Origin of the sequence: Nostoc sp., from assembly GCF_036917195.1 — a bacterium.
GTDB lineage: Bacteria > Cyanobacteriota > Cyanobacteriia > Cyanobacteriales > Nostocaceae > Nostoc.
This window is the reverse complement of record NZ_JBALDG010000033.1, coordinates 157,901-167,176: the sequence shown is the minus strand read 5'-3', so window position 1 is coordinate 167,176 and position 9,276 is coordinate 157,901. Positions and strand designations below refer to the sequence as shown.

General features: G+C 41.5%; 9 protein-coding genes and 1 pseudogene. 4 read left to right on the top strand and 6 right to left on the bottom strand.

Features of this window, described 5'->3' with window-relative positions:
- Window positions 1–303: 303 nt before the first annotated feature.
- Together V7K40_RS11870 and argB are read right to left on the bottom strand one after the other, a co-directional pair.
- On the bottom strand, window positions 304–606 hold the full coding sequence (locus V7K40_RS11870; protein WP_334959695.1) for a hypothetical protein: 303 nt from the start codon (window positions 604–606) through the stop codon (window positions 304–306).
- Window positions 607–715: 109 nt separating this feature from the next.
- Complete coding sequence (argB, locus tag V7K40_RS11865) at window positions 716–1,612, bottom strand: acetylglutamate kinase (RefSeq protein ID WP_334959693.1); 897 nt, start codon at window positions 1,610–1,612, stop codon at window positions 716–718.
- 238 nt (window positions 1,613–1,850) lie between these two features.
- Between argB and V7K40_RS11860 the strand changes: the two genes are divergently transcribed.
- Window positions 1,851–3,551, top strand: coding sequence for a pentapeptide repeat-containing protein (locus V7K40_RS11860; RefSeq protein ID WP_334959691.1), 1,701 nt, complete (start codon window positions 1,851–1,853; stop codon window positions 3,549–3,551).
- A 108-nt stretch (window positions 3,552–3,659) separates the two neighbouring features.
- The gene (locus V7K40_RS11855; protein ID WP_334959688.1) at window positions 3,660–4,262 is read left to right on the top strand and encodes a Uma2 family endonuclease; all 603 of its coding nucleotides are present in this window, start codon (window positions 3,660–3,662) and stop codon (window positions 4,260–4,262) included.
- Window positions 4,263–4,273: 11 nt separating this feature from the next.
- Here the strand turns inward: V7K40_RS11855 and V7K40_RS11850 are convergent, their stop codons facing one another.
- Window positions 4,274–4,819 carry a shikimate kinase gene (locus V7K40_RS11850; RefSeq protein ID WP_334959705.1) on the bottom strand — a complete coding sequence of 182 codons (546 nt, stop codon included), beginning with the start codon at window positions 4,817–4,819 and terminating at the stop codon, window positions 4,274–4,276.
- Window positions 4,820–5,153: 334 nt separating this feature from the next.
- Between V7K40_RS11850 and V7K40_RS11845 the strand changes: the two genes are divergently transcribed.
- A complete protein-coding gene (locus V7K40_RS11845) occupies window positions 5,154–5,678 on the top strand; it encodes a sugar O-acetyltransferase (protein ID WP_334959686.1) in 525 nt (174 codons plus the stop codon).
- Window positions 5,679–6,305: 627 nt separating this feature from the next.
- On the opposite strand, the pseudogene V7K40_RS11840 reads toward V7K40_RS11845, so the two are convergent.
- A pseudogene (locus V7K40_RS11840) lies at window positions 6,306–6,530 on the bottom strand (NB-ARC domain-containing protein); the annotation flags it as partial.
- 497 nt (window positions 6,531–7,027) lie between these two features.
- On the opposite strand from V7K40_RS11840, the gene V7K40_RS11835 reads away from it, so the two are divergent.
- Entirely contained in the window at window positions 7,028–7,222 is a 195-nt protein-coding gene (locus V7K40_RS11835) for a hypothetical protein (RefSeq protein ID WP_273768857.1), read from the top strand.
- Between the two features lie 19 nt (window positions 7,223–7,241).
- Here V7K40_RS11835 and V7K40_RS11830 read toward each other — a convergent pair whose 3' ends face one another.
- Window positions 7,242–7,940 carry a LapA family protein gene (locus tag V7K40_RS11830; protein ID WP_334959683.1) on the bottom strand — a complete coding sequence of 233 codons (699 nt, stop codon included), beginning with the start codon at window positions 7,938–7,940 and terminating at the stop codon, window positions 7,242–7,244.
- A 698-nt stretch (window positions 7,941–8,638) separates the two neighbouring features.
- The gene (locus V7K40_RS11825) at window positions 8,639–9,259 is read right to left on the bottom strand and encodes a flavin prenyltransferase UbiX (RefSeq protein WP_334959681.1); all 621 of its coding nucleotides are present in this window, start codon (window positions 9,257–9,259) and stop codon (window positions 8,639–8,641) included.
- Window positions 9,260–9,276 lie beyond the last annotated feature (17 nt).

The window sequence follows — 9,276 nt, the reverse complement described above, 5'->3', positions numbered from 1 at the left end:
CAGCCCGATTCTTACTTTCCCCAGGTAAGGCAGCCCGATTCTTACTTTCCCCAGGTAAGGCAGCCCGATTCTTACTTTCCCCAGGTAAGGCAGCCCGATTCTTACTTTCCCCAGGTAAGGCAGCCTGATTCTTACTTTCCCCAGGTAAGGCAGAACGTGAGATAATTCCACCTTGATTAATCCAACTTTGATTAATCCGACAATTCGAGACTCAACTGTAGTTAATCCGGTGATTATAAATAATTCATGGTGTCATACACCATTTAGCGGTAGGTGATCGCGGGTTATTATTACCTATCCCCGCTAGGGAAGTGGGGGAGCAGGGGGGCAGGGGGCAGGGGGAGCAGGGGAGGTGAGTATTAAAGACTCGTCCACGAGTAAAAAAGACTCGCTCACGAGTATCAAAGACTCGTCCACGAGTAAAAAAGACTCGTCCACGAGTATCAAAGACTCGCTCACGAGTATCAAAGACTCGCCCACGAGTAAAAAAGACTCGTCCACGAGTATCAAAGACTCGCTCACGAGTATCAAAGACTCGTCCACGAGTAAAAAAGACTCGTCCACGAGTATCAAAGACTCGCTCACGAGTAAAAAAGACTCGCTCACGAGTATCAAAGACTCGTCACAAGTATCAAAGACTCGCCTGCGAGCAAAAAACGAATTTTAATTTACACAAAATTACAGTTACAAATCATTCTCCCCTGCTCCTCTTGCTCTACGATGTAAACTGCGAACCGAGAATCATCGTCCCAATCCCAACATCAGTAAAGATTTCTAGTAATAGGGCGTGGGGAATGCGACCATCGATGATATGTGCTGCACGGACTCCTTGAGCAAGCGATCGCACACAGCAATTCACTTTAGGAATCATCCCACCGCTGACTATACCATTGACAATCAACTCGCGGGCTTCGCGAATATCTACTTTTGGAATCAAAGTAGATTGGTCTTTGTAATCTTTTAAAATTCCACTAGTGTCGGTCAGTAAAATTAACTTTTCTGCTCCTAGTGCAGCAGCGATTTCTCCAGCTACAGTATCGGCGTTAATGTTATAAGCTTGTCCTGTCTCGTCTGCGGCGACGCTGGACACTACCGGAATATAACCATTGCTAGCAAGGGTTTCCAAAATCTTGATATTCACATTGCTGACTTCCCCTACAAAACCGATGCCTTCTTGACCTTGGGAACGGGCTGTAAATAAATTACCGTCTTTACCGCAAAGTCCTACAGCCAATCCACCAGCTTGGTTAATCAGGGAGACAATTTCTTTATTAACTCGACCAACTAAAACCATTTCCACCACATCCATTGTGGCGGCATCAGTGACTCGCAGACCATTCTTAAATTGTGGTTCTATTCCCAGCTTATCTAACCAACTGTTAATTTCTGGGCCACCGCCGTGGACTACAATTGGACGCAAGCCCACGCAGGATAAGAATACAATGTCGCGCATAACTTTGTGTTTGAGTGTGCTGTCTTTCATGGCTGCGCCACCATATTTGACAACAACAGTGCGACCGGCGAATTGTTGAATATAAGGTAGTGCTTCGCTTAATACACGCACACGAGTGGCTTCAGCTTGCCTAATGTATTCAGAATCGTTGACCGTCATGAGGAGCCTAACAGAGAGAGTTAAAACGTATTTCAGTCAGTGTAGAAGACTTTGTAACTCTTCACAATCTTTGCCGCCATCAAGTATGTTTGTACTGGAATGACTGTAGCAATCTGGCTGGATTTGTAAAAATCTGGTTGCTTGTTGTGTAGATCACACAGCAATAACAGTCATAGTGGCAGTATCTCTTTTGTAAGCAGATACTGTTAGTGGTGTTAATAAGCGCTTTATTTGAGTCATGGATATTAAAGAATTACTCAGGCAGTACGCCTCTGGTGAAAGAAATTTTATTGGCATTAGTTTAAGGGATGCCAATTTACTAGGTATTAACTTGAGCGAGGCTAATTTAAGCAACTCTAGTTTAAGAAATGCCGAGTTACACGGGGCTAATCTTCAACGAACTATTCTTAAAGGAGTTGATTTAGTGGGAGCAAGCCTACGCTACACAATGCTAGATGAAGCAGATTTGAGTAATGCCGATTTAACTGAGTGCAATTTCCAATATGCCAGCTTAAAAAGGGCAAAGTTAACTAACTGTACAATCTTGGAAAGCAGTTTAGAAGGTGCAAATCTAGAAGGCGCAAATTTAGAAAATGCAGAGATAGTTGATACAAGTTTAGAGGATACAAATCTCACAAATGCTAATTTAAGTAAAGCTGAGATTGTGAAAACAAGTGGTTTCCCAGAATTAAGTGGCGCTATTTTGTGCAACACGATTATGCCAAGCGGCCATATTTGCAACGACAATTGTAATCCTGCTGCAATTAAAGATATTTTGTTGCAACGTTACGCATTAGGAGAACGAGATTTTACAAACAATTTCAGTTGTGTTGAATTAAGGCTTTCTGATTTGCGAGGAGTCGATTTAAGTGGTGTACAGCTTCCTGGTATAAAACTATGGAATGGTCTTTTAGAAGGCGTAAATCTAAGTAATGCAAATTTGAGTGGTGCTTGGTTAATTGAAATTTTTTTCCAAAATGCCAATTTAGAAGGTATTAATCTTGAAGAAAGCAAATTGAGTAGCTCATCTTTTAAATCAACTAATTTAAGAAGATCAAACTTCAAAGGTGCTAGATTGGACGTGGGTAAACATGGTTGTGTTTTAACAAACTTAACAGATGCAGACTTCACGGAAGCTGATTTAAGTAATGCCAATTTAGCAAGAGCTATAGTAAGTAAAGCTAATTTTACTAGAGCTAACTTAATAAATGCAAATCTAAGTAAGACTGATTTAATGCGTGCCAATTTCAGTGAAGCCAACTTAACTGGAGTTAACTTGAGTGAAGCAATTTACTGCTCAGAAACAATTTTTTCTGCAAATATTGATTTATCTCAAGCTATCCCCATTACCTCTGGAGTAAATTTATCTGGATATCAAAAATCTCTTTTATCTTGTAGAGATTTACACTCTCTTAATTTAAGTAGAGCTAACTTGAGCGGTCTTTACATGAATGATGTAAATTTGAGTGGTGCAAACCTTAGTGAATCTAATCTTAGTAATACTCGTTTCAGTGATGCCAATTTAAAAAGTACAAGTTTAATAGGTGCTAACCTTACTAATGCTTATTTAGGTGGTGCTAATTTAAGTAATGCTGATCTAAGCTATACCATCATGACTAATACAAATTTATTGGGAGCATTTTATAATTCGGAAACTATTTTTCCTAATGGTACTGATTTATCAAAAGCTATATATCTTGATTCAGGCGTAAATCTATCTCATATCTATTTTTCAAAAATTAATTTAAATGGAGTTACTTTATCTAATACAAACTTAAGCAGTTCAATTTTAAAGTATATTGACCTAAGTTATGCAAATCTCAGTAATGCTAATCTAACTAATGCCAATTTGGAAGGCGCAATTTTAGATAATGCAAATCTGGAAGGAGCAATATTCTGTAAAACTATTATGCCTGATGGTAGTGTTCGGAATAACTGATACTAAATAAATCACTATTCCCTCCCACATTACCCGACACAATAAGCAGGCGATCGCTCCTTCAAGCCTCTAGAATTAAAATCATTCGGCTGAAGCTAGGGAATGAAAATGACCACGCTGCTAATCCAAACTGAAAGCACACCCCTAACGGTAAATTTCCCCTCCCTTGTGCAGATGACAAATGAGCAGTTCTACGAATTTTGCCAAGCCAATGGAGATTTACGAATTGAGCGTACTGCCAATGGGGAAGTCATCATTATGCCACCAGCTTTTTCAGATACGGGCAACCGTAACTTTAACATTGCTGCACAGCTTGGGTATTGGACTGAACAAGATGGCACTGGCATAGGCTTTGACTCCAGTACAGGTTTTACACTACCTAATGGAGCGATGCGTTCCCCTGATGCTTCTTGGATTGAACTGGAGCGCTGGAACGCCTTAACAAATGCACAAAAAGCCTCATTTGCACCAATTTGTCCCAGCTTTGTGATTGAGTTACGCTCCTCTAGCGATCGCCTGATAAAATTACAAGACAAAATGCAGGAGTATATCGATAACGGTGCATCACTAGGCTGGTTAATTGATCGGCAGAATCGAAAAGTCTACATTTACCGGACTAATCGGGAACTTGAAATTTTGGAAAATCCGGAAGCAGTTAGCGGTAATCCAAAATTACCAGGGTTTATCCTACGAATGGTCAAAATTTGGTAAATTGAGTCTTCCTAATGAGAAACTTGTGTTTTGAGAACGCTAGGAATTGCCTCAAGTACTCGCTTGGCAACGTCTTCGGGTGTATCTCCCTCTCGCTCGGTGATGTGCAAATCGGCTTGAGAGTAAAGTGGTGTTCGTTGTTCGAGGAGCGATCGCAATTTACCCTTGGGATCAACATCTTGCAGCAGTGGTCTTGTGGTATCCTCAGCTAAACGACTGTAAATTAGCTCCACTGGCGCATCTAGCCACACTATCAAACCGTGGTGCAAGTAACCCCAATTTTCTCGCCGCAGTACAATGCCCCCACCGGTTGCTATAGTCAACTTTGTAAAAGCACAAACTTGTGAAAGTACGTCGCTTTCTACCTGGCGAAACCCTGCTTCACCAACTTGTGCAAATAACTGATTGATAGATTTACCTGTCGCTTGGGCAATGACATCATCGGTATCCACAAACCCATAGCCCAGTTCCTTTGCCAGTAAGCGCCCTATTGTCGTCTTACCAACGCCCATAATCCCAATTAAGTACAGGTTGACTCCTTGTAATAAGCTGCTCACCAGTTGCTTCGCTCCAATTATGAGTTCTGTTAGCGGATAGCTAGGGTTTAGCCCGTGCTGAGTCACAGTTTCCAATTATAAACTCAACGACTCATACCTGCGTATTCAAGCGATGTTTGGGTTGGGCTGCGCCAACACAATTATGTATAAGAATAGAAAAGCGATCGCTAATAAGCTGATAATCATGAACTCAATCAGGCATACTACATGATTGTTAAAGGTCGCGGATGCTTTGAGGCTGACAAGATAATATTTTTAATCTCTAATTCCATTTGATGTGCGTTCTCTCATATCGCTTTTAGTCTAAACCCCAGTTGGAAATTTGAGGAGTAGAATGACAAATTTACAAAAAACAGAAAAGCAGAAGATGCTGGCAGGTGAGTTGTATCTTGCTAGTGATCGCGAGCTAAATGCTGAACGCAAACGAGCACGCCGACTACTCCGTCTCTATAATGCTACAACGGAAGAGGAACCAGAAAACCAACTTCAACTTCTGCAAGATTTGATGGGTAAACTTGGCAGTAACTCCGAGATTGTCCAGCCTTTCTTCTGTGATTATGGCAGTAATATCCATGCAGGCAACAATGTATACATAGGCTACGGCGGTGCGATTCTAGACTGTAACATAGTAGAGTTGGGCGATAATCTTCTGTGTGGTTCCTATCTCCAAATTTACACCGCCTATCATTCTACTGATCCTGATCTACGGTTAGCCAAGCGAGAATTGGAACTGGCTGCTCCCGTCAAAATTGGTAACAACGTCTGGATTGGAGGTGGTGTCATCATTTGTCCGGGTGTCACTATCGGTGACAACACTACAATTGGTGCAGGGAGCGTAGTTGTTAAAGATATTCCATAACGTAGTTGCTGTTGGTAACCCCTGCCGTGTTGTGCGATTGCTACAAGCCGACAGTTCAAACGATACCTCAAATGTTAACTCTTGAGAGTGCCCCACGGGCGCGATCGCAACCCCTTTTACATGATTATCATTATTGTAATTACTATTGACACAAATGTATTACATAATTACTAGAGGTCGCGTATGTTTTGAGACTGACTTGAGAGTATTTTTAATCCGTAACTCCATTTGACTTGCGTTCCCTCATATCTTTTTTAGTCTAAACTCCAGTTATTATGCACGCAGGAATTACTTACTGCGCTCAGAACCGCCGCTTAATCGGGGAAATATTGAGGAGTTTAATTTTAATCTGGGAAGTTCTTGAGCCAGAAGAAATGAGATATCAACTTGAATTTCTCTGAAAGCTTTTATTGTTTTACTCAAATGCATACCGCTATACTTTCTGGAGCGAGACGCTATGCGTACTTACTTCCCCCTTCGCGTAGCGTCCCGTAGCTAAGAGGTAGATTAACTTTCTTACGGAATGCTAGGCGTCGCTTGCTTAAAAGCAGGGGTACGCTAACGCATCCTGGGGCGACTCCAGTTTTTCACCTTCACTGAGTATCTGGTTTAGTTACTCAGCATTTATTCAATGTATCTATACAATTCACTAGAAAGATAAACTCTGACAGTATTACTACTAGGATTTTGATAAACTCCATTAACAATTTCCGCAGGACTACAACCACAAAGTAAACCTTTGATAAATTTATTTTCAACGGGTGTCAAGGCTTTTTCCTTTGTAAATACCAAATTTACGTATAACTTTTCTAATTTCCAATTGTTTTTAAATTCTACAAATTCATCTTCTATTTAAGATGGATCAACTGCCGTCATTACCGTTATTAATGTATTTAAAGTAACTTTTGTAATAGCTTAACGATTCTTCTGTGAAATTACCATAAATAATAAACGATGAATTTCTCAGGAATGTAGTAACTTTCCTGAAGTAACTTGGTAATTGCTGCATAGCGATCGCTATACTTAACGAAAAAAATAATATAGCTTGTTTGAAACTTTATTCAAATAATTCCTGTCTATCTAAATAATCGAGACTTTGACTCTGGTGTGTAATTATTAAGTGTACCCAATACTGTGTTATTAACAGCACAAACTCGTTATTCTAAAAGTTCAGTTATAACAAGCCCTACTCAATTAAATGTTCCTGATAAAGGTGTAAAAGATGACTTATTTACCGCGATCATCTAAAAAAGTTTTGCAAAGAAGTTGAAGTTTTGGTACAAAGACTACTGCATATTTCACCCCAATAAGCCTGAATGAATAAATATAGTATGAATGAGGTGTCAACTATGACTCGAATTCGTGACGTTGTACAGAAAGCTTTAGCAACTGGCTATTTGACAGTAGAAGCTGAAAATCAACTCCGACAACTGTTGACTACCCGATATGACTTGGAAGATTTTAATGCTTTCATGACTTTACAGGAAGCTGCCATGATTGGTAAGGTCAAGCAAGAGTCTAGAGAGCGGTGTGGCATCAAGTAGAGACGTAGCCTGCTACATTTCACCGACGGGAGCGCTTATCATCATCCTCAAAATCATCATCATCAAAAAATTCCCAATCATCATCATCCGCTTGATTGGTAGTCGGTGGCTGATAAGGGGGGATAATTACCCGGTAATCAGCATCGTAAATTGATTCAGTTTTTCCCGCAGCTGTATTTTTTGGCTCACGGTAGCTGTAGGAGTAAACTGAACCAGACTGAGAACTGCTTTTGGCTTCCGATTGACGTTCGTAAGTTTTAGAGTCTCTAGGCTGTTGAGCTTGAGGATTAGGGGTAGGCGCTTCCTCTGACTTTTCATCAAAGTTCCAATCATCATCTCTAGTGCCATTTGTCTCCCAATCATCAAATACATCACTAGTAGGCTGTTCTTTTTTACTAGCTGGTGGTGGAGGACTGACAGGGCGAGATGTCGGTTCTTCTTTTTGGGTTGCCTTAGCACGAGGCGAAGTTGCGCTTCGGCGGTCTGGAGTTTGGCGTTGTCCTCCTACAAAATAATTGGATAATTTAAACAAGGTAGCAATCAATATAGATGTGAAAGCACCGGTGGCAGTACTGAACAAAATCCATATCGCTAGTGGTAATGGTTGAGTTCGCACGCCCAAAAATACTACCGATAGGGGAGGTGACCAATTTTGGACTAACAACGGCGTTAGTACTCCTAGTACCGCGACCAATAGAATTAAGCGAATTACAGCCATAGCAATTTTGTCAGTTGTCAGTGGTTAGTTGTCAGTTATCAGTTGTCAGTTATCATTCTGATTATTCTAGGACTTATACAAAATCATCAAAAAACGTAGACGCAAAGCGGTGAAGTAGCGCGGTCTTCTCTCAAAAGGAGAAGGGGAGACGCGCAAGGGACAAGTCGGGAAACCGCAAGGGCGCACTGCCTCCTTTATGCCTCTTAACCCGTCCACCGCAGTGGCTCCCCATGAGCGACTGCTGTTAGCGCAGCGTAAAGCCTGCGGCATGGCTTCGCTTAGAGCGAGGAACGAGCGTCACCCGGAGAGCTTGCCGCAGGCTACCGCAAAAGACGCTGAGGAACAAGAGTTTCAGAAAGTTCTTGCCTAAGTCCTATATTCTTCACTAATTACTGTTCACTGATTACTGACAATATGGGCCATCTCTATCATTACCGCTTGGACAAAGAAATCTCTAAAAAGTTACCCTCATATTGCCAACACTAGACAACTACGTTTGTAATCTTAGACCAAATTGCTAAAACTACTGGGATAAATAGCAATCCCACTATCGCTTCATCAGCTTTAGGTATTATGCGAGCTATATTTATACTTCCATCGGTATCGGCGTTAATTATCCTGCCAATGGAAGTTTTATATAAACCGCGCTTAATTCGCTTGCCCTTTTAGGACTATTATGAAATTTCCAGATGAGGGCGTTAGCGACGACCTTGCCACCGCTGAATTGGGATGCAGTCAATATCTAGTTGATCTAAAGCGCGGGCAACTACAAAATCAACTAAATCCTCGATGGTTTGAGGATTATGATACCAAGCGGGAATAGCAGGGACAATTCTCACTCCAACTTCTGCTAGAGAGGTTAAGTTACGCAGGTGGATGAGGCTAAAAGGCGTTTCCCGAGGGACAATGACCAGCTTTCGTCCTTCTTTGAGTTGGACATCCGCTGCCCGTTCTAGTAAATCGGAACTCAAGCCAACCGCTAGCTTTGCCACTGTGCTCATGCTGCATGGAATAATTATCATCCCCAGAGTAGCAAAGGAACCACTGGCAATCCCGGCTCCAACATCACCCCAAGGATGGCAGCGGAGTTTACCCGAAAGTGAAACTCCAGCTTGCTCTCGCCAGAATTGTTCTTGCGCGGTTGGTTCTGGTGGCATCCGAATTTCCTGTTCTGACTGCCAAACCATGTAAGTAGATTTAGAGGCAACCAATTCAATGCTGTAATCTGCTTCTAGCAAAAATTTGATCGCGCGAACAGCGTAAATCAGAGCAGATGCGCCCGATACGCCTAAAATTAGAGGTTTAGTGTTGTTTGACACGTAAAATTTAGTTGATT

Excerpts from the sequence above, each read along its gene's own strand:
- V7K40_RS11835 (WP_273768857.1), top strand. The coding sequence starts at position 7,028 with ATGACTCGAATTCGTGACGTTGTACAGAAAGCTTTAGCAACTGGCTAT.
- V7K40_RS11860 (WP_334959691.1), top strand. The coding sequence starts at position 1,851 with ATGGATATTAAAGAATTACTCAGGCAGTACGCCTCTGGTGAAAGAAAT.
- argB (WP_334959693.1), bottom strand. The coding sequence starts at position 1,612 with ATGACGGTCAACGATTCTGAATACATTAGGCAAGCTGAAGCCACTCGT.
- V7K40_RS11830 (WP_334959683.1), bottom strand. The coding sequence starts at position 7,940 with ATGGCTGTAATTCGCTTAATTCTATTGGTCGCGGTACTAGGAGTACTA.
- V7K40_RS11855 (WP_334959688.1), top strand. The coding sequence starts at position 3,660 with ATGACCACGCTGCTAATCCAAACTGAAAGCACACCCCTAACGGTAAAT.
- V7K40_RS11845 (WP_334959686.1), top strand. The coding sequence starts at position 5,154 with ATGACAAATTTACAAAAAACAGAAAAGCAGAAGATGCTGGCAGGTGAG.